The 19,117-nt window shown below is 66.3% G+C and carries 18 protein-coding genes; 7 read left to right on the plus strand and 11 right to left on the minus strand.

Annotation, left to right across the window (positions count from 1 at the left end; all coding sequences use genetic code 11):
• Nucleotides 1-16: 16 nt before the first annotated feature.
• Genes ACE3SL_RS06905 through ccoN form a run of 9 tightly spaced genes read right to left on the minus strand, consistent with a single transcriptional unit; the run spans nt 17 to nt 7,937 of the window.
• Entirely contained in the window at nt 17-247 is a 231-nt protein-coding gene (locus ACE3SL_RS06905; RefSeq protein WP_374525011.1) for a hypothetical protein, read from the minus strand.
• On the minus strand, nt 244-399 hold the full coding sequence (gene ccoS / locus ACE3SL_RS06910) for a cbb3-type cytochrome oxidase assembly protein CcoS (RefSeq protein WP_374525012.1): 156 nt from the start codon (nt 397-399) through the stop codon (nt 244-246). Before ccoS ends, ACE3SL_RS06905 begins: the two co-directional genes overlap by 4 nt.
• Nucleotides 396-2,510 (minus strand): heavy metal translocating P-type ATPase, encoded by a 2,115-nt coding sequence (locus ACE3SL_RS06915; RefSeq protein WP_374525013.1) that lies wholly within the window; start codon nt 2,508-2,510, stop codon nt 396-398. The genes ccoS and ACE3SL_RS06915 overlap by 4 nt, the downstream gene beginning before the upstream one ends.
• Nucleotides 2,507-2,977: a FixH family protein gene (locus tag ACE3SL_RS06920; protein ID WP_374525014.1), complete on the minus strand. Its 471-nt coding sequence runs from the start codon at nt 2,975-2,977 to the stop codon at nt 2,507-2,509. The genes ACE3SL_RS06915 and ACE3SL_RS06920 overlap by 4 nt, the downstream gene beginning before the upstream one ends.
• On the minus strand, nt 2,974-4,431 hold the full coding sequence (gene ccoG / locus ACE3SL_RS06925) for a cytochrome c oxidase accessory protein CcoG (protein ID WP_374525015.1): 1,458 nt from the start codon (nt 4,429-4,431) through the stop codon (nt 2,974-2,976). Before ccoG ends, ACE3SL_RS06920 begins: the two co-directional genes overlap by 4 nt.
• Nucleotides 4,418-5,341, minus strand: coding sequence for a cytochrome-c oxidase, cbb3-type subunit III (gene ccoP / locus ACE3SL_RS06930; protein ID WP_374525016.1), 924 nt, complete (start codon nt 5,339-5,341; stop codon nt 4,418-4,420). The genes ccoG and ccoP overlap by 14 nt, the downstream gene beginning before the upstream one ends.
• Nucleotides 5,328-5,492 (minus strand): cbb3-type cytochrome c oxidase subunit 3, encoded by a 165-nt coding sequence (locus ACE3SL_RS06935; RefSeq protein ID WP_374525017.1) that lies wholly within the window; start codon nt 5,490-5,492, stop codon nt 5,328-5,330. The genes ccoP and ACE3SL_RS06935 overlap by 14 nt, the downstream gene beginning before the upstream one ends.
• On the minus strand, nt 5,489-6,265 hold the full coding sequence (gene ccoO / locus ACE3SL_RS06940) for a cytochrome-c oxidase, cbb3-type subunit II (RefSeq protein WP_374525018.1): 777 nt from the start codon (nt 6,263-6,265) through the stop codon (nt 5,489-5,491). Before ccoO ends, ACE3SL_RS06935 begins: the two co-directional genes overlap by 4 nt.
• Before the next feature lie 13 nt (nt 6,266-6,278).
• On the minus strand, nt 6,279-7,937 hold the full coding sequence (gene ccoN, locus ACE3SL_RS06945) for a cytochrome-c oxidase, cbb3-type subunit I (protein ID WP_374525019.1): 1,659 nt from the start codon (nt 7,935-7,937) through the stop codon (nt 6,279-6,281).
• A gap of 169 nt (nt 7,938-8,106) precedes the next feature.
• Between ccoN and ACE3SL_RS06950 the strand changes: the two genes are divergently transcribed.
• On the plus strand, nt 8,107-8,778 hold the full coding sequence (locus ACE3SL_RS06950; RefSeq protein WP_374525020.1) for an OmpW family protein: 672 nt from the start codon (nt 8,107-8,109) through the stop codon (nt 8,776-8,778).
• 22 nt (nt 8,779-8,800) lie between these two features.
• Here ACE3SL_RS06950 and ACE3SL_RS06955 read toward each other — a convergent pair whose 3' ends face one another.
• Complete coding sequence (locus ACE3SL_RS06955) at nt 8,801-9,490, minus strand: Crp/Fnr family transcriptional regulator (protein WP_374525021.1); 690 nt, start codon at nt 9,488-9,490, stop codon at nt 8,801-8,803.
• 212 nt (nt 9,491-9,702) lie between these two features.
• Between ACE3SL_RS06955 and ACE3SL_RS06960 the strand changes: the two genes are divergently transcribed.
• The 6 genes from ACE3SL_RS06960 (at nt 9,703) to ACE3SL_RS06985 (ending at nt 17,034) form a co-directional block, all read left to right on the plus strand.
• Nucleotides 9,703-11,763, plus strand: a complete 2,061-nt coding sequence (locus ACE3SL_RS06960) for a TonB-dependent siderophore receptor (protein ID WP_374525022.1) — start codon at nt 9,703-9,705, stop codon at nt 11,761-11,763.
• On the plus strand, nt 11,760-12,341 hold the full coding sequence (locus ACE3SL_RS06965) for a hypothetical protein (protein ID WP_374525023.1): 582 nt from the start codon (nt 11,760-11,762) through the stop codon (nt 12,339-12,341). The genes ACE3SL_RS06960 and ACE3SL_RS06965 overlap by 4 nt, the downstream gene beginning before the upstream one ends.
• Nucleotides 12,338-13,681 (plus strand): PepSY-associated TM helix domain-containing protein, encoded by a 1,344-nt coding sequence (locus ACE3SL_RS06970; protein WP_374525024.1) that lies wholly within the window; start codon nt 12,338-12,340, stop codon nt 13,679-13,681. The genes ACE3SL_RS06965 and ACE3SL_RS06970 overlap by 4 nt, the downstream gene beginning before the upstream one ends.
• Nucleotides 13,682-13,907: 226 nt before the next feature.
• A complete protein-coding gene (locus ACE3SL_RS06975; protein WP_374525025.1) occupies nt 13,908-14,276 on the plus strand; it encodes a hypothetical protein in 369 nt (122 codons plus the stop codon).
• Between the two features lie 30 nt (nt 14,277-14,306).
• A complete protein-coding gene (locus ACE3SL_RS06980) occupies nt 14,307-15,593 on the plus strand; it encodes a hypothetical protein (protein ID WP_374525026.1) in 1,287 nt (428 codons plus the stop codon).
• A complete protein-coding gene (locus ACE3SL_RS06985) occupies nt 15,583-17,034 on the plus strand; it encodes a UbiA family prenyltransferase (protein WP_374525027.1) in 1,452 nt (483 codons plus the stop codon). Before ACE3SL_RS06980 ends, ACE3SL_RS06985 begins: the two co-directional genes overlap by 11 nt.
• A 49-nt stretch (nt 17,035-17,083) precedes the next feature.
• On the opposite strand, the gene ACE3SL_RS06990 is transcribed toward ACE3SL_RS06985, so the two are convergent.
• On the minus strand, nt 17,084-19,045 hold the full coding sequence (locus ACE3SL_RS06990; RefSeq protein ID WP_374525028.1) for a prolyl oligopeptidase family serine peptidase: 1,962 nt from the start codon (nt 19,043-19,045) through the stop codon (nt 17,084-17,086).
• Nucleotides 19,046-19,117: the final 72 nt, after the last annotated feature.

Here is a 19,117-nt window from a genome sequence, read left to right on the forward strand (position 1 = left end):
ATCAATGTCGCGGACATCAACAGCATCCGGGCCTTGCCTTCGCCGATTTTCCGCGCCGGTCGGTGACGGCGTGACAGGCCTTTGCGCAATCTTTCTCCTGCCCCGGATCGCCCGGATCGTCCGGCACGATCAGGCGATGCGAAGCGCCGCCGCACGCGGGGACGATCAGCACGCGCGCGTGGACCGCGACCGGCGGCTGGATCAGCGCAGCGATGGCGAGCGTCAGAGCGAAGCGGCGCGCGCTCATGGTGCCTGATCCTCTTCTTCCTCGACGAAGATGCGCAAGGCCGCACCGTCGAGGTCCTCGAACTGTCCCTGCCGCAGCGACCAGAAGAAGCCGGCCAGTCCCAGCAGGCCGAGGCCGAGCGCGATCGGTATGAGGAAGGCGAGCCCGTTCACCGGATCGCCCGCTTCAGGCGCAGCGCGTTGCCGACGACGATCAGCGACGATCCCGACATCGCGATGGCCGCGACGAGCGGTGTGACCAGCCCCATGAAAGCGAGCGGCACCGCGACGATATTATAGCCGATCGCGGCCATGAAATTCTGCCGCACGACCGCCTGCGTCCGCCGCGCCATGCGGATCGTCTGGACCACCGGCATCATCCGGTCGCCGAGGAAAATGCAGTCCGCCGCATTCTTGCCGACATCGCTCGCCGAGCCGGGCGCGATCGACGCATGGCCGGCGGCGAGCGCGGGGCCGTCGTTGAGGCCGTCGCCGATCATCAGCACCCTGTGTCCCTGCGCCGACTGGCGCCCAATCGCGGCAAGCTTGTCCTGCGGGCTCATCGCGGTCTGCGCGGTCAGCCCCAGCTCGCGTGCGACGGGCGCGACCGCCTCGGCGCGGTCGCCCGACAGGATCATCGCGCCGACCCCCTCGCCACGCAGCGCCTCGATCATTGCCTCGGCGTCGGGTCGCAGCCGGTCGGCGAAGCGGATCGTCGCCACCGGGCGGCCCGCAACCGTCAGCTCGGTCGCGAGTGCGTCGCCCGCTCCGGGGCTCTGCGGTCGGCCGAGCGTGACGGTGCTTCCCGCCCAATGCGCCTCGATGCCGAAACCCGGCGTTTCGCGAAGCGCGGTGATTTCGACGGGCCGAACGTCCAGCGCCTGCAGCCCACGTGTCAGCGCTTCACTGAGCGGATGGCGGCTCGCCTGCGCCAGCGCGAGCAGCAGCGACTGGATCGCGATGTCGAGCTGGTCGAGGTCGCGCGCCTCGGGCCGCCCGAGTGTCAGCGTTCCCGTCTTGTCGATCAGCGCCAGATCGACCTCGGCGAGCCGCTCGAGCGCCGACCCGTCCTTGATCAGCACCCCCTGCCGCATCAGTTCGCCCGCCGCGACGATCTGCGCCGCGGGCACCGCGAGGCCGAGCGCGCAGGGACAGGTGATGATCAGCACCGCAGCGGCAATGAGCAGGCTGTGGTGCCAGCCCGCCCCGGCGATCATCCAGCCCGCGAAGGCCATCAGCGCGAGGCAATGCACCGCGGGCGCATAAAGCCGCGCCGCGCGGTCCGCGATGCGGACGTAGCGCGACCGCCCCTGCCCCGCCTCACCCATCAGCCGCGCGATGTCGGCGAGCACCGTATCGGCTCCGGCCGCGGTGACGCGCACGCGAACCGGCGCGTCGAGGTTGAGCGTGCCTGCGTGCACACGGTCGTCGATGTGGACGCCCTGCGGCGCGCTCTCGCCGGTGAGCAGCGACAGGTCGAGCCGGCTTGCACCGCTGATTACCACGCCATCCGCCGACAATCGTTCGCCCGCCGCAACCAGCATCACCATGTCGGGTTCGAGTGCGGTCGCATCGACCCAGCGCGTGCGGCCGTCGGTCTCCACGATCATCGCGCCCGTTCCCATGTTGCGAAGCAGCGCCGTGACGCCGCCGCGCGCGCGGTCGCGCATCACGCTGTCGAGCCAGCGGCCGCAGAGCAGGAAGAAGAGCAGCATCACCGCGCCGTCGAAATAGGCGTGCGCGCCGCTCGTCGCGGTCTCGTAGAGGCTGATCGCACAGACGAGCAGCACCCCGATGCTGATCGGCACGTCCATGTTGGTGCGGCCATGCCGAACCGCGCGCCACGCCGAACGGAAGAATGGGCGTCCGGCATAAGCGACGGTCGGCAGCGCGATCAGCGCCGAGAGCCAGTGAAACAGGTCGCGCGTCGCGCCCGCCGCACCCGACCAGACCGAAACCGAAAGCAGCATGACGTTCATCATCGCGAAGCCCGACACCGCGACCGCGCGCAGCAGCTCGCGGCTCGTTTCGGCCTCGGCGTCGATCCCTTCGCCCCCCTTGCCGATCGGGTGCGCCTCGAACCCCAAATTGGTGAAGGCGCCGATCAGATCGGGCATCTCGGCATCGGGCACACACGACAGATGCACCCGCTTTTCGGTGAAGTTGACGCGCGCCGCCGCAATCCGCCGGTCACGCACGAGTCCTTGCTCGAGCTTCGCGATGCAGCCCGCGCAGCGGATGTCGGGGACCGCGAAGTCGCGTTCGATCAGCGCGGCGGCGCTCATTGCAGAGTCTCGCGATAGCGCGCCTCGTCGGCTCCGTGCCGCACGGACAGGTCGAGCCGCCAGCGCCCGGCGGGCAGCGCTTCGGCGGACTGCAAGCCGCCGTCGGGCGCGGTCAGGAAATGCAGCGGCCGCGGCTCGACGCGCCCGAGCGGATGGCTGAGTGTCGCCCGGACCCGAAGGCCCTCCAGCTCCTTGCCGTCCTTGCGGATCGAGAGGCGGACACGGCGGTCCGCATCGACGGTCACCGACCGCTGCCAGCCCAGCCGGTCCTGCGTCGCCGCGCGGGCCAGCCATTCGTTATAGTGCTGGCTGGCGACATAGCTGTTGTCGACCACCGTCCCGCCGAAGGTCGACAGCGCGAACCGCGCCATGACGAGATTGACCGTGATGACGATGCCGAAGAAGACGATCAGGATTGTCGCCATATGCCGGCCTGTAAAAGACTTCTGCGTCTGCTTGTCGGTCATTGTCCCGTCTCCGGCCGGTCGAACTGGATGGTCTCGCTGTCACCCCGCGGATCGTCGTCGAGCCCGCGCACCGCGATCGTAAAATCCTGCCGCGCTGGCCCCTTGCCGGGGGCGGCGACGAACAGCCTGACCGGGGTCACGCTATCGGGCGCAAGCGGCAGGCGAAGGCTCTGCCGCGCCGTTTCGCGCGATCCCGCCTGCGTCCACAATTGCGCGCCCGCGAGGCCGCTGACGTTGATCTCGACCTCGCGCGGGCGAAGCTCCATGTTGCGCAGTTTCAGCGTGTAATTGTTGCGGATCGATCCGTCGGACAGCTGGATATAGAGCGGGCTGCGCTCGTGCTGGACGGCAAGGTCGAGCCGGGTGCGCTGGCCGAGGGTGAACAGCATCGCGAGGCCGATCGCGGCCCAGATGCCGAAATAGATCAGCGTGCGCGGGCGCAGCAGCGTCTTGCGGATCGGCGGCGCGGTACCGCCCGCTTTCTCGATCGCCGCGTCGTCGAGGGTGCAATAGTCGATCAGCCCGCGCGGGCGGCCGACCTGCGCCATCACGCCGTCGCAGGCGTCGATGCACAGCGCGCAGGTGATGCAGCCGATCTGCGGCCCTTCGCGAATGTCGATGCCGGTCGGGCAGACCGCGACGCACTGGTTGCAGTCGATGCAGTCGCCGAAGGCGCCGGGGTGAGCCTGCGCCTTCTTGACGCTGCCGCGCGGCTCGCCGCGCCAGTCCTTGTAGGTCACGAGCAAAGACTTTTCGTCCATCATCGCGGTCTGGATGCGTGGCCAGGGACACATATAGATGCACACTTGCTCGCGCAGGAAGCCGCCGAGAACGAAGGTCGTCGCGGTCAGTACCGCGACCGTGGCATAAGCGACGGGCGCAGCCTGCCCGGTCCAGAAATCATGCGTCAGCGTCGGCGCGTCGGCGAAATACATGATCCACGCACCGCCGGTCCAGAAGGCGACGGTCAGGTAGATCGCATATTTGAGTGTCCGCTTGGCGATCTTCTCGGCCGTCCACGGCCCGTTCGCGAGGCGGATCTGCGCGTTGCGGTCGCCATCGATCAGCCGGTCGACATGCTGGAACAGGTCGGTCCACACCGTCTGCGGACAGGCATAGCCGCACCACGCGCGCCCCACCGCGCTGGTGACGAGGAACAGCCCGATCCCCGCCATGATCAGCAGGCCTGCGACATAATAGAATTCATGCGGCCAGATTTCGATCTGGAACATGTAGAAGCGCCGGTTCGCGAGATCGACGAGCACTGCCTGGTCGGGTGCATGCGGGCCGCGGTCCCAGCGAATCCACGGCGTCGCATAATAGATCGCCAGCGTGACCGCCATGATCGCCCATTTGAAACGGCGGAACGGGCCGTCCACCTTCTTGGGGTAGACGCCCTTCCGCGCCGCATAGAGCGACCCATGCTCGCCGGTCAGGTCGTCAGGGCTGCTCATCGGCTCCCTGTCCTTCGGCCGCCGGGACCGGCGCCTTTTCGCCGCCGCCGAGCGAATAGACATAGGCGGCGAGCATCTTGATCGTCACCGGGTCGAGCCGGGTGTCCCAGCGCGGCATCACGCCGTTGCGCGGCTGGGTCACGGTGGCCGTGATGCTCGCGCGGTCACCGCCATAGAGCCAGATCGCGTCGGTCAGCTTCGGCGCGCCGACCTGTCGCCCGCCCTCGCCCGCCGGTCCATGGCATACCGCGCAATTCGCCGCGAACAGCGTCGCACCGCGTGCCGACGAGGCGCTCGGCTTTTCCTGATGGCTGATGACGCGGACATGGCTGACGACATCGGCGATCTGCGCGGGCTCGAGGATGCCATCGCGGCCGAAGGCAGGCATCTGGCTCGTCCGCGTTTCCTTATGATCGGGATTCCGGATGCCGTGGGTGATCGTATATTCGATCGTCGCCAGATCGCCGCCCCACAGCCAGTCGTCGTCGGTCAGGCTGGGATAAAGCTTCTTCACCCCCGCGCCCCCCGCGCCGTGGCACTGGACGCAATGGACGCGGAAGGCGGCTGCCCCGCCCTGCACCGCCGCCTGCATCAGTTCAGGCCTGGCGGGAAGGTCGGCGACTGGCGTCGCCGCGATCGCGTTCATCACCGGCGCACGGCGCGCGGCGTCGGCCTGCATCTCCGCCTGCAACTGGCCTCGGCTGCTCCAGCCGAACACGCCCTCGGTCGCGCCGTGGACCATCGGCCAGGCGGGATAGAGGATGACATAGGCGATGCCCCAGACGATCGTCGCATAGAGCGCCCACAGCCACCAGCGCGGCATCGGCGTGTCCAGCTCCTCGATGCCGTCCCATTCATGGCCGACCGTGCTCGTGCCGGTCGCTTCGTCGATGCGCTTATGCTCGGCCATTGTCGTCGTCCTTGAAGATCATGTTCGCGGCTTCGTCGTGATGACGGCGGGCCCCCTTGCGAAACGGCCAGGCGATGAAGAGGAGGAACATCGCCACCATGACGATCAGGGCCCAGCTGTCGGCAAAATGGCGGACTTCGTCGTAGCTCATCGTGCCGCTCCCGCCGGGGTGTCGGGCGCATGCGCCTGTTCCTGCGGCGCCGCCTTCTCGACATCGACGAGCGTGCCGAGCATCTGGAGATAGGCGATCAGCGCGTCCATCTCGGTCACGCGGCCGGGATCGCCGTCGAAATCGCGCACCTGCGCCTTCGGATAGCGCTTGACGAGGTCGCCCGCGCCCGCTTCGGGATCGGCCTGCGCGCGAATGTCGTCGTTCGCCTTGGCGATGTCCGCCTTCGTATAGGGAACGCCGACGCGGTAGAGCGCGGTCAGGTCGCGCGACATGTCGGCCACCTGCAGGTCGCGGTCGGCGAGGAAGGCATAGCCCGGCATGATCGATTCGGGAACGACGCTGCGCGGGTCGATCAGATGCGCCCGGTGCCACTCGTCCGAATAGCGCCCGCCGACCCGGGCGAGGTCGGGTCCGGTGCGCTTCGACCCCCATTGGAACGGATGGTCGTACATGCTCTCGGCGGCGAGGCTGTAATGGCCATAGCGTTCGACCTCGTCGCGGAACGGACGGATCATCTGGCTGTGGCAGGTATAGCAGCCCTCGCGGATATAGATGTTGCGCCCCGCCAGCTCGAGCGGCGTATAGGGCCGCATTCCGTCGACCTTCTCGATCGTGTTGTCGATCCAGAACAGCGGCGCGATCTCGACGATGCCGCCGATCGCCACCGCGACGAGCGAGAAAAAGCCGAGCAGGGTGATGTTGCGTTCGAGCTTCTTGTGGCTGAAGCGCTTTTCGGCAGGTTGGGTCGCCATTGCCTGAGGCTCCTTATGCGGCAGGAACGGGCGCCAGCGGGCGGTCCGCGGCGGCGTTGTACGGGGTTTCGGTCATCGGCTTTTCCTCGCGGATCTTGCCTGCAAGCGTCGCCCAGACATTGACGATTAGGATCACGAAGCCGGCGAGATACATCGCCCCGCCCGCGGCGCGGATCAGATACATCGGGTGCATCGCCGCGACGGTCTCGGCAAAGCTGTAGACGAGGTAGCCGTCGGCGCCGTACTCGCGCCACATCAGGCCCTGCATGATGCCGGCGACCCACATCGACGCGGCGTAGAAAACGATGCCGAGCGTCGCGAGCCAGAAGTGCCAGTTGACCATGCGCAGCGAATAGAGCCGCGGGCGCCCCCACAGGCGCGGCACCAGATAATAGACCGCGGCAAAGGTGATCATGCCGTTCCAGCCGAGCGCCCCGGCGTGGACGTGCGCGATCGTCCATTCGGTATAATGGCTGAGCGAATTGACCGCCTTGATCGAGAGCATCGGCCCCTCGAAGGTCGCCATGCCGTAGAAGGCGAGCGCGACGACCATCATGCGGATGATCGGGTCGGTGCGGATCTTGTCCCATGCGCCGTTGAGCGTCATCAGCCCGTTGATCATGCCGCCCCAGCTCGGCATCCACAGGATGACCGAAAAGACCATGCCGAGCGTCTGCGCCCAGTCGGGCAGCGCGGTATAGTGGAGGTGGTGCGGACCCGCCCAGATGTAGAGGAAGATCAGCGACCAGAAGTGGATGATCGACAGGCGATAGCTATAGACCGGTCGCTCCGCCTGCTTCGGCACGAAATAGTACATCATCGCGAGGAAGGGCGTTGTCAGGAAGAAGGCGACGGCGTTGTGGCCGTACCACCATTGGGTCAGCGCATCCTGCACCCCGGCGAAGGCCGAATAGCTCTTCGACCCGAAGATCGTCACCGGGATCGACAGATTGTTCACGATGTGGAGCATCGCAATGGTGATGATGAAGGAGAGGTAGAACCAGTTGGCGACATAGATATGCGGTTCGCGGCGCTTAACGATCGTGCCGACGAAGACCGCGAGGTAGACGACCCAGACGATCGTCAGCCACAGGTCGACATACCATTCGGGCTCGGCATATTCGCGCGCCTCGGTCACGCCCATGACATAGCCGGTCGCGGCGAGCACGATGAAGAGCTGATAACCCCAGAAGACGAAGCGCGCGGCGGTCGGAAACGCCAGCCGCGCGCGGCAGGTGCGCTGCACGACATAATAGCTCGTCGCGATCAGCGCATTGCCGCCGAAGGCGAAGATGACCGCCGAGGTGTGGAGCGGACGCAGCCGCCCGAAGCTGGTATATTCGAGGCCGAGGTTCAGCGCCGGAAAGGCGAGCTGCAACGCGATATAGAGGCCGACCGCGAGCCCTGCGAAACCCCAGAAGATCGTCGCGATCACGCCCCAGCGCACCGGATCGTCGTCGTAGACACCTTCGTCGGGCGGCATCTTCAGTATCCCGCGCGCGACCTTCGCATAGTCGGCGCGCGAAATCGTCGCCCACAGCATGATCAGGCACGCCAGCGCCACGATGATCATGTGCACAGCATAAGGCGCATCGACGGCCGCGGCCGCCATCACCAGAGCCAGCAGCGCCAGCCCCAGCCAGCCGCCCGCCTTCGTTACCAGACCGTCCATTTCGCTTGTCCCCGCTTGATGCAGCGTTCGGGCTGCATGGTTCGGAACCGCCTTGCCCGCCCCGCGGCGCGAAAACATTGATCAGGATCAAGGAAAAGATTGTGCCCCATCAATGCCCCGGTTCCGCGCCGGGCGCACGGAGGCTCCGTCAACAGAGGAGCATCCCATCATGAAGATCACCTATCTCTCCCTCGCCGCTCTGGTCGTAGCACTGGCCGCTCCGGGCCAGGCCGCCGCGAAAGCCGGCGATGTGCAACTGAAGGTCTTCGCGACCTATGTCGCACCCGATGGCAAGATCAGCGACGTCAAGACCGACCTGATCGGCCTGCCCGCCGGAACGCAGGCGAAGGCCGACGACAATGTGACGCCGACGGTCGCGATCGAATATTTCGTGACCGGCGCGGTCTCGCTGGAAACGATTGCCGGGGTCACGCAGCACGACGTGAACGGCCGCGGCGCGCTGAACGGCGCGACGCTTGTTTCCGACGCCAAGATCGTCCCGGCGACGCTGACGCTCAAATATCATTTCGGCGCCGAGGGCGGCGTCCGGCCCTATGTCGGCGCGGGGCCGAGCTATTTCATCTTCATCGACGAAAAGCCCGGCGCGACGACGCGCACGCTCGGCGCGACGCGGCAGAAGATGGGCGACAAATTCGGCGCCGCGCTTCAAGCAGGGATAGACGTTCCGGTGAATGCCCGCGGGCTGGCGCTCTCGCTTGACGCCAAGCGCTATTTCCTGCGTCCGACCGCGACCTGGTACGCCGGCAACGCCGAGGTGCTGAAAACGCGCCACAAGCTCGACCCTTGGGTCATCAGCGCCGGCGTCGCCTTCCGCTTCTGACCTCCCCGACTCGCGCCGATGGTCAGCCGGCCACCGCCTCCATCGCCGCGCGATCGTTGATCACGATCTCGCGGCGCGACGGCAGGTCGAGCAGGCCGTCGGCGCGCATTTTGGTAAGCTGGCGGCTCGTCGTTTCGATGGTCAGGCCCAATATGTCGGCGATCTGCTGGCGGCCGAAGGGCAGTTCGAACCCGGCTTGCGTTCCGCCGCCGCACCCCTGCCCCGACAATCGCTCCGACATTTCGAGCAGGAAGGAGGCGACCTTCTCCGACGCCGTCTTGCGACCAAGCAGCATCATCCAGTGCCGCGCCCGGTCGAGTTCGTCGAGCGTGCGGCGAAGCAGCTTCTGCTGAAGGTCGGGATGATTGCTCGCAAAATCGTCAAAACTGTTGCGATTGAAGATGCATACCTCGGCATCGGTCATCGCGGTGGCGCTGTACGGACTTTCCTTGCCGAAGGGGCGTCCGATGAAATCGGACGGAAAGACGATCCCGACAATCTGCTCGCGCCCGTCTGCGGTCGCGACCACGAGCTTCAGCACGCCTTCAAGGACATTGGCGACGACCGGCGCGTCGTCCCCCTCCCAGAGCAGCGTATGCCCCGCCCGGACGCGCTGGCGCCGGCCCATCTTGCTGAGCGACGCGAGTTCCTCGGCGTTAAGGCTCGCACAGATCGCGCGGTTGCGAACGACACAGGTTGCACAATCAGTCACAACCCCGGCTGTAATATACTGCGGACGCCATGGAAATAGCCGACAGGGCGACAAAATGGTCCGCATCGACGGCAGGCGCGAGGTGCGTCATTCGCACTTATCATATTTCGGCTTGTTCGCCCATCGCTCCATGAATTTGACGACAAGCATTGCTAATGCAATTAAGTCGCATTAGTTCCCCTTACCATTGGACATAGATGAAGGGGCCTTTCATGACAACCGCGCGTTTTACCCTGCTGATCTGCACCGCACTTGCGAGCGGGCCGGCGCTCGCAGAGGAAGCCGAATCCGCCGACGCGCCGACTCAGGACCAGATCGTTGTCACCGGCTATGCCGGAACCAAGACCGACACCGCGCTGATGGAACTGCCGCAGCCGATCAAGGTCATCACCGCCGACCAATATGAAGCGCAGGGCGCCATCAACATCAGCGACACGGTGAAATATGCCGCCGGTGTCCTCGCCAATCCCTATGGCCGCGATACCCGCGTCGATGGTTTCAACGTGCGCGGCCTCGACGCGCTGCAGTTCCGCGACGGCATGCGCGACATCTTCTCCTATTATGCCTCAATCACATCAGATCCCTATAATTTCTCGCGCGTCGAGATCGTGCGCGGCCCCGCCTCGGTGCTGTTCGGCCAGGGCTCGATCGGCGGCATCGTCAATCTTGTCAGCAAGACGCCCGGCTTCGACACGCGCGGCGAAATCAACCTCGTCTATGGCAGCTATGACCGCAAGGAGGTGCTCGGCGACGTCAACCTCGCGCTCGCCGACAATCTCGCGGTCCGCTTCGTCGGCCGCGCGCGCGATGCCGGCACTTATATCGACCATGTGCCCGACGACCGGGTGATGTTCGCGCCCTCGATCCGCTGGCAACCGACCCCCGACACCGACGTCGTGCTGACCGGCCTCTACCAGGAGGACGATACAGGCTCGACCTCGCAATTCCTGCCGATCGTCGGGACCTTCAGGCCCAACCCGGTCGCCGGTGAGCAACTCGATCGCCACACCTTCGTCGGCAAGGCCGGCTGGGATCGCTATGCCGGCCGTTCGCTGCAGGGCGGCGGATCGATCACCCACCGCTTCTCGGACAATGTGAAGCTCAGCCTGAAGGCTCGCTATATCGACAGCGACCTCGAATATAATACCCATTATGCCGACAGCTATACCAACCCGCAGGACCCCTTCTCGGTCTACGGCACCAATGGGCGCACCATGCTCCTCATCGCCGACGCCAGCGACGCGCGGATGAACGTCTTCTCCACCGACAATAATCTCCAGTTCAACTTCAACACCGGCGCCAATATCGAGCACAAGCTGCTGGTCGGTCTCGATTACAGCTGGAACAAGGTGCAAAAGCGCTATGCTGGCGGCTACGAACTCGTCGACCTCTACGACATCGATTATGATGCGCTACTGACCTATGATCCGACCGGCCCCTTCACCTCGGAAAGCCAGAAACAGCTTGGCATCTATGTCCAGGATCAGGTCCGCTTCTATGACCGCGTCTCGGTCGTGCTCGGCGCGCGCCGCGACCGGGTCACCGGCTCGTCGGGCCAGAAGGACAATGCCACCACCTTCCGCGCCGGGATCATCGGCGAGATCGGCGCCGGCTTCTCGCCCTTCTTCAGCTATACCGAAAGCTTCCTGCCGGTCGCAGGCCGCATCGACAATGGCGACGGCAGCTTCGGCGATCCCTATCGGCCGCAGACCGGAACGCAATATGAGGCGGGCGTGAAATGGCAGCCCGCACCCGGCACGCTCGTCACCGCCACCGTCTTCAAGATCAAGGAGCGCAATCGCGTCCTTTATCTGGCGGCCGGCGGCACGACCCAGTCGGGCGAACTCAACACCAAGGGTTTCGAGATCGAGGCCAGCCACACCCTGCCCGGCAACTTCGAACTGCTGGCCAACTATGGCTATGCCAAGCTGAGGTCGGAAACCAACACCAGCCTCGATTACATGCCGCGGCACACCGCGTCGCTCTGGTCGACCAAGAGTTTCGGCCTTGCCGATGAAGCCCAGCTGCGTCTGGGCGCCGGCGTGGTCTACAGCGGCAAGAGCATCTCGACCAGCGACGTCTGGTCGATCGTCACCCCGTCGCGCACGACGGTCGACGCGCTGGCGGAAATCAACTGGAACAGCTGGCGCTTCGCGATCAACGCCGCGAATCTTCTGGGCAACAAATATTTCGCCTCCTGTCTCGCGCGTGGCGACTGCTTCATCGGCGCGCCGCGCAACGTGATGGCCACGGTCGGCTACCGCTTCCGGTGAACGGCGCCTCGCCCCTCGTCTGGGCCGGCGCGGCGACCGCGATCCTCGGCGTGCTGCTGCTTCGCCGCGCCTGGGGCCTGCCCCGGCGTTCGACGGCGCTGAACGGCGCGGCGTGGGCGCTGCTCCTTCTCGGCGCCGCGCTCGGCATCGCCGGCAACGGCGCGTGGGGCGCGGCCATGGTGTCGCTGTTCGGCCTGGGAACAGCGGCGTTGCTCCTCGCCGGGGCCGCCGCGACCTCGCAGCCGGGCAAGACGCGCGCCTCGGACCGCAAGGCGGACATGCTCCCCGCGCAGGGCGAGCCGCGGCGGATCGGGCGCCGTCTGCTGACCTTCCTCGTCACCGTGCCGCTCGCGATGCTCGTCTCGCTGCTGGTCGCGCTCGCCGCGCGCGCGCTCGCAGAGCTCGGCGGCTGGGCGGAGGCAGACAGCAACGCGCTCACGCTGTTGTTGTTGCCGCTCCTTTGGGGCATCCTCGCCTTCGCACTGCTGATGATGCCGCGGCGGCGCACGCAGATTCTGTGGCTGCTGCTTCCCGCGGCGGCGAGCCTCGGGCTGATCTGGATCGGAGGGGCTGCATGACCGGACCGGTCGACAAGGGGATGGTGCAGCGAGCCCTTTCAGCGCACGCCGCGATGGGGCTGCTTGCCTCGGCGCTTCTCTATCTCGTTTGTCTGACGGGCACGATCGTCGTCTTCTATCAAGAATGGCAGCGGATCGAGCAGCCCGCGGCGCCCGAAATGGCGCGCATGGCGCCGGACGCCGTGCAAAAGGCGGTCGCCGCGGTCCTGGCAACCAAAAAGGGCAAGCCCGCGACGACGCATCTCTATGTCCATCTGCCCGTCCCCGACCTGCCGCGCGCGACGATCACGACCGACAGCCAGGCGGTGCATATCGACGCGACCGGCACGATCGCGGGGGCCGAAGAAAACGCATGGTCCGAATTCCTTCTCGCCGTCCACTACCGGCTCAATATCCCCGGCCTCGTCGGGCTGATCCTCGTCGGAATGTTGGGGGTGATGATCGTCGCGCTGTCGCTGTCGGGCGTGATCGCGCATCCGCGCATCTTCCGCGACGCCTTTCGCCTGCGCGCGCGCGACAAGGAAGGGGTCGGGCTTGCCGACTGGCACAACCGGCTGAGCGTCTGGTCGCTGCCCTTCACGCTCGCGATCGCGCTCACCGGCGCGATGATCGGGCTCGGCACTATCGGCGCCTATGGTCTCGCCGCAAGCTTCTACAAGGGCGACATCGAGGCAGCCTATGCGCCGATCTTCGGCGGCGAGGGCAAGCCCGATCCGCGCCCCGCTCCGCTCGCCGATGTCGGCGCGCCGCTTGCATGGATCGCCGCCACCCACCCCGAGTTGCGCCCCACCTACATCATCCTCCACGACCCCGGCACGCGCGGCCAGCATGTCCAGCTTCTCGCCGAACATCCGCGGCGCCTGATCTATGGCGAAAGCTATAATTTCGACGCGAACGGCGGCTTCCTCGGCGCAGCCGGGCTCGCCGATGGCCATCTCGGGCAACAGATGGCTGCATCGACCTACAATCTCCACTTTGGCAATTTCGGCGGCCTCCCGGTCAAATTCGCCTATTTCGGGCTCGGCCTCGCGCTCACCGTCGTCGTCGCCTCCGGCACCTCGATCTGGCTCGGCAAGCGCGCGCGCCGCGGGCTTCACGAACCGCGGCTGCGCACCCTGTGGGATGCCGTGCTGTGGGGCACACCGCTCGCGCTGGCGCTGACCTTCCTCGCCCGGATGCTCGCTGGCAACGCGGCGCCGCTTACGGCGATCTTCTGGCTACTCGCAGCGCTGATCGTGCTCACCGCAGCGATGCGCCCCGAACCGCGTCCGAAGCAGCTTCTGCAGAGATTGTTCATCGCGAGCCTCCTGGCCAGCCTGATCGCCCTGCTCCTGAAATGATGCCGTCCGTTTGGGGGGGAACGCAGTCTTCTCCTTCTCCCACGCGGGCGGGACCGGTCGCCATCCCCTTCGCGGCACGTTGCGCACGATTTGAATCGCCTGTGGAAGCCGTGCGGATTTACGGCTTGCCGACGGCTGGACCAGGCTCGACATTCGGGGCAGGATTAACCTTATCTTGAACCGCCGTCCCTAGGGACAGGCCGCTGATAGACCTGAAAGATCGTCGATGACCCTGCGCCTGTTCCTCCTCATTCTTGCCAGCGTGAGCCTCTCCGCGCTCGCCCAGCTTGCGCTCAAGATCGGGACCACGGCCGCCGCCGGCGGGCGCTCGGCGGGAATCGGCGGGGAGATCGGCGGGCTGGCCCAATCGCCGATGATCATCCTCGGCCTCGGCCTCTACGGCGTCGGGGCGCTGCTCTGGCTGTTCGTTCTCGGCCGCGCGCCTTTGTCGCTTGCCTATCCCTTCGTCGGGATGGGCTTCATTCTCACGATGCTCGCCGGCGCCTTCTGGCTCAATGAGAGCGTCAGCCTCGCCCGCGTCGCCGGGACTCTGCTGATCGCCGCCGGCTGCGTGCTCGTCGCGCGCTCGGCCTGACGCGTTCGCGCGGCCTTTCGGGACGGTCCGATGAATCGACGCACCGCAATCCTGCCGGCCTCGCTTTCCGCGCTTTCGCCGCGCGCCTGCGCCGTTCTGCTCGCCGCGATCATGCTCGTCGCCATCGGCTTGCGGCTGGCGGGCGCGTGGGTGCTGAAGCAGCCCCTCGACAGCGACCCGCTCGCCTATTTCACCATGGCCGAGGGTCTCGCCGAACGCGGCGAGCTCAAGGACATGTACGGGCAGCACGCCTTCTACAGCGCCGGCTATCCGCTGCTGCTCGCGCCCTTCTTCCTGCTGCTCGGCAGCTCGGCAGGCACGGCGCTCGCGGTCAACATGCTGCTGTGCGCGCTCAGCATCTGGCTGATCTACCGGCTCACCCTCGCATTGTCCGAAAATCGCGGCGCGGGCCTGCTCGCCGCCGCCGCCTATGCCTTGTGGTTCCCTGGCCTCTGGAACGCGACGATGCTGGCGAAGGAAAATCTGTCGACGCCGCTGCTGCTCGGGATCGCGCTCTCGGCGATCGGGATCGCACGCGGCGAGCGACCGATGGGGACCGCGCTGCTCGCCGGTCTGCTGTGGGGGGCGGCGCTCGTCACCGGGGGATCGGCGCTGCTGCTCTGCCTCGGCGTTGCCGCCGCGCTGCTGATGCTCTGGCGGGCACGCGGGCGTTTCTCGCCTGCCTTTGCTGCGGGACTATGCTTCGTTGCCGGCGCCACATTGATCGTGGCGCCTTGGCTCTATGCAACCGATCAGATGGTCGGCCGGCCGGTTCTGACGACCAACGCCGCGTTCAATCTCTATCTCGGCAACAACCCGGCCGCGACGGGCAAGTTCGTCAGCATCGCCGACACCCCGCTGGGCAAGGACTGGAATGCCACACGCTTGCGGCTCGGCGAGGTCGGTAACGCCGACCGCCTGCAGACCGCGGCGCTCGACTGGATCGGCGCGAACCCCGGTCGGGCCGCCGGGCTGGCCGCGCGCAAGCTCGCCTATTTCTGGGAGCCGAACATCCCCGACGCGAGCGATTTCGCCGCGTCGAAGGCGATCGCCTCGATCCGGCTCTTCGAGGTCGCGCAATATGCGCTGATCCTGCTGTTCGGCCTGCTCGCTTTCCGTTCGCGCCTGATCGCGCGCGACGGCAAATGGATCTTCGCGTCGATGATCGCGGGCTTCTGGCTGATCCATGCCGCGGCCTATATCATCACCCGCTATCGCGACCCGGCAATTCCGCTGCTGATCGTTCTGGCCGCCATTCCGGTGACCGCCTGGATCGAGCGTTTCATGATCCGAAAGACCCCGCACCATGCCGCCTGAACAGCCCGCTCCAGCTGTGCCCTTGTTCGTCGATGTCGACGGGACGCTGACACGCGCGGACATTTCGCTCGAAAGCTTCGTGCGGATCGCGCGGTCGGGCGTCGCCGCGCTGCTCGCGGTGCTGGCATGGCTGGTCGCGGGGCGCGCCGTCGCCAAGACCATGGCAGCCCGGCGCGACCGCATCGACGCGGCGCGCCTGCCCTACCGGCCCGAGGTGCTCGCTCTCATCGAGCAGACAAGGCAGGAAGGCCGCCCCGTGATCCTCGCGAGCGCCAGCCACTGGCGCCATATCAGCCGTATCGCCGGCCACCTGCAGCTCGCCGATCCGGTCATCGCGACGCGCGGCCGCGCGAACCTCAAGGGCAGCGCCAAACTCGCCGCGATCCGCGCGCGCATCGGCCCCGACACGCCGTTCGACTATATCGGCGACAGCCGCGCCGACACGCCGCTGTGGCGCGAGGCCCGGCAGGGCTGGTCGGTCGGTCATGTCCCCGCGCGATCGGCAGTGACCCGCCTCGGCGACCCGCGCCCTGTCCCCCTCCGCGCGATCCTCAAGGCGATGCGGCCGCATCAATGGGCCAAAAATGCGCTGGTACTCGTTCCCGCTTTCACCTCGGGCGAATTCACCAAACCCGCGGTGCTGCTTACAGCGGTGGCGGCCGCGCTGCTGATGTCGCTGATCGCCTCGTCCATCTATCTGCTGAACGACCTGCTCGACATCGACTCCGACCGCGCACACCGCACCAAATGGAAGCGGCCGCTCGCGCATGGCGATCTTGCGATTCCCGCCGCGCTGGGTCTGTCGCTGCTCCTCGGGGCCATCGGCCTTGCCGGGGGATGGCTGCTCGGCGGCCCGAAACTCACCTTCTGGCTCCTCGCCTATATGGCGATCACGACCGCCTATTCCTTCCGCCTGAAGGCGGTGATGGTCGGCGACGCGATCGTCCTCGCCTCGCTCTACACGATCCGCATCTGGATCGGCGCGATCGCGATCGGCGTCGCGCTCAGCTTCTGGCTGCTGCTTTTCTCGGTCTTCCTGTTCCTGAGCCTCGCCTATCTGAAGCGCTATATCGAGATGCGCGACGCGATCGAGCCCGAACGGCTGCTCAGCGGGCGCGGCTATGTCGGTGGCGACCTCGACGTGGTGATGATGTCGGGCATTTCGGCAGGGATGGTCGCGATCCTCGTGCTCGCACTCTTTGCCCATGATCCGGAGACAGCCGAACATTATGCGCTGCCCGAAATGCTGTGGCTGCTCTGCCTGCCGCTGATCTATTGGCTCAATCGCATCTGGATGATGGCGCGGCGCGGCGAGGTCGAGGGCGACCCGGTGGCCTTCGCAATCAAGGACCGGCGCAGCCTGTTCGTTGGTGCAGTGATGGCATGCCTCTTCGTCGCGGCGCTTTACGGGCCGGCAGCGATGCGCCTGATTGCGGACTAAGCGCGAGCGATCGAAGCCGACCGCCTTGCCCGTTTCCTTCCGCACCGCCTCATGGGCCTTCTCGCCCCGCGGGCATATGACGGTCAAGCCAGTTTGCCATCTCGCTGTATCGACGCAGCGCCGCGGCTGTGCTTCCCGGATTATGTCCATCGTCGACAAAGCGGACCATGCGGGTGGGTACGCCGTTCGTCCTCAATAGCGAGAAGAGAAATTCGGACGAAAGGGGATCGATCGCTCCCATGTCGGGATTCCCCACCATGATCAGCGTGGGCGTGTGGATGCGGGTCCCGTCAATGAGATAGCCTCCCGAATAGGCGTCCGGATTCTCGTCGATCGGCTCGCCCGCCGTCCCGATACTTGCCGGCGCGCCGGTATAGTCGCCGGTCATCATGGCCAGATTTTGCGCCAGCGCGCCCGACGGGACCGGATCGTGGAGAATGGCAGCCGCGAAAAGACTGGTCTGCGTCAACAGATATTGGACGCGCGCGCCGCCAGCGCTGTGGCCGAGAATGGCGATACGCGCAGGATCGACATAGCCCTCGCCCATCATCCAGCGCACCCCGGACTCGACGTCGGCAGCGTCCTGACGAACTCCCTGCGTGTCCCAGTCGCGCGCACCATAGCGTTCCGCCGCGATGCGAGGGCCATATTCGCCCGACGAGCGATAATTGGGCACGAAGACGACATAGCCCTTGTTCGCCCATGCATGCCATTCGAGCGGGAGTCGCGCGCGGTCGGCGAGCACACCGAAGAGATAGAGCCGCGCCGCAGGTCCGCCGCCATGCACATCGACGAACATCGGATATTTGCGCTTCGGATCGAAATCCGGCGGCAGGAACAGCAGGCCGTGCAGCATCAGCCCGTCGGGCGTTTTCCAGCGCACCTGCCGGGCGAATGCAAGCCTGAAAGCGCGCGCCGGTTCCGCGAGCGTCGCGAGCGTCTTTTCGGTGTCCGAATCCAGCGCGCGGACGCGAAGATCACGACGTCCCGCGACATCCTCGGTGAGATAGGCAAGCCATTTACCGTCGGGCGAGACGCTGAGGTCGTAGCGGCGCTCCCCGCCCTTCGACATTTGCCTGACACGCCCCTGAAGATCGACGCGATAGATCTGGCTGAACGCGCCGTCGCGCGCGGTCAGAAAGAGCCCGTCACCCGACGGAGCCCAATCGAAATCGCTGACATAGAGCGAGGTCGTCAGACGGCGAACCTTGCGCGTCCGGATGTCGAGCAGGCTGAGGCTGTCGAAATCGTCCCAGCGCCGGTTGTCGACGTCCGCGGTGAAGGCGATCGACCGGCCATCGGGCGACACCCGCAGCGCGCCGAGTTGCATCAGTCCGGGCTGCGTATAAAGGTCGGTGGAGCGGCCCGACCCCGGGTTGAGCGCGCGGATAGCCGTGCTGGACCGATGTCCGTACCAATGACCTTCGAGCGGCATGAAGTAGAAGCGGCCGCCTTTCCCCCACCCGCCGCGATAGGCGGCATCCTCGGCAATATCGAAGGCGCGCACGGTCGCAGGGGCATCGACCCGGCCGATCCGAACGCGCGACTTCATCATGGCCTCTTCGCTGCCGCCGGGGCCGAAGCGGCGATCGGCCTCGGCACCGACATCGACGAACCGCACGCCATCCGCTTCGCTGACGGGGACGGTCTTAGGGGCTGGCGGCGGGTCGGCCGATTCCAGAAACGCAAACGCCTTGCTGTCGCGCGACCACATCGGCGGCGAAAGCGCGATAAAGCCTTGCTCCGCCGAGGATGCGATCGGCGCGGCCTTGCCCGTCCGCACATTCTGGAGCCACCACTGCTCCCCCCGCAACAGCAAAATCCAGCGGCCGTCGGGCGAGAAAACCGCGCGCTCGGCCTTTGCGATGACGCGGCGGGTGCCGGCAGCGAGGTCCCATTCGACGATCTCCGCTTCCTTGCCCGGCTCGCGCCAGGTCGCGATCAGCCGGCCCGGTCCTGACCAGCCCAGGTCGCTGGCCGAAGCCGGCTGGAAATCGACCGCATCCTGCATCGAAAGCAGCGGCCGCTCCGCCGCCGCCAAGGAAAGCGGCGAGAATATGAGAAGCCATGCCGCGGCGGGCAC

Source organism: Sphingopyxis sp. (genome assembly GCF_041916015.1).
GTDB lineage: Bacteria > Pseudomonadota > Alphaproteobacteria > Sphingomonadales > Sphingomonadaceae > Sphingopyxis.